At 43.6% G+C, this 699-nt stretch carries 1 protein-coding gene and 1 pseudogene; both read right to left on the reverse strand.

Annotated elements, in window-relative coordinates:
* A pseudogene (locus tag R7O13_RS27140) lies at positions 1 to 131 on the reverse strand (polysaccharide export protein); the annotation flags it as partial.
* A gap of 12 nt (positions 132 to 143) precedes the next feature.
* On the reverse strand, positions 144 to 699 hold a 556-nt coding region (locus R7O13_RS27145; RefSeq protein ID WP_318305235.1), incomplete at its 5' end, for an outer membrane beta-barrel protein.

Raw genomic sequence — 699 nt, forward strand, 5'->3', positions numbered from 1 at the left:
TCCTCCCCGTAAACTTGCACTGAAATAGTGTCACCAGTATCGAGTAGGTAATCTTGTTCGTTTGAATTCGCGCTAACAAAAGTACTGAAAAGTAGCAGAGCTAGGCCAATTAACTTGAATAATGGATTCATTAACATTCCTTGTTACAACGAAAATTGCGCGCTTAACGTCCAGACATTTTGGTCGTAGCTATAACCTGAACGATTGGATGTTTTGTCTTGATATTGCCAATCCGCTTTCAATTCAATCCAGCGTCTAATTTGATAATCAACGCCAGCGGAAAGGGTGTATCGTTCGTCGTTTCTCGTGATGCCGGTGTAATCATCTTCTTGATAAATGCCACCTAAACGAGTGGCTAAATAGCTGTTCCAATCGTGTTTGATATCTAGGCGATAACGAGTCTGTAAGTTGTAGTCACCATCTTGGTCAGGGTTGACGGCTGCTTGGGTAGTTTTGACCGTCACCAACGTTTGCTCTTGTGGTAGCCATTCAAATCCGATATCCCAGCTAAAGCCTTTGAAGGTTTCTCGTTGTTCGCTATCAAAGTCTTTAACTTGATAGCCAAGCCTTGCGATACCTTGGGTTTTCCCCGATATTTCCCACTCAGCACCGGTGTAGTAAAAACCGGTGTCGCTGTCTTTTGATGCAGCGCGAGGGTTTTTATTAAGGTACTCGGTGAAGACTTGTTTCGTGCCAACT

Source organism: Vibrio sp. Y176 (genome assembly GCF_033438945.1).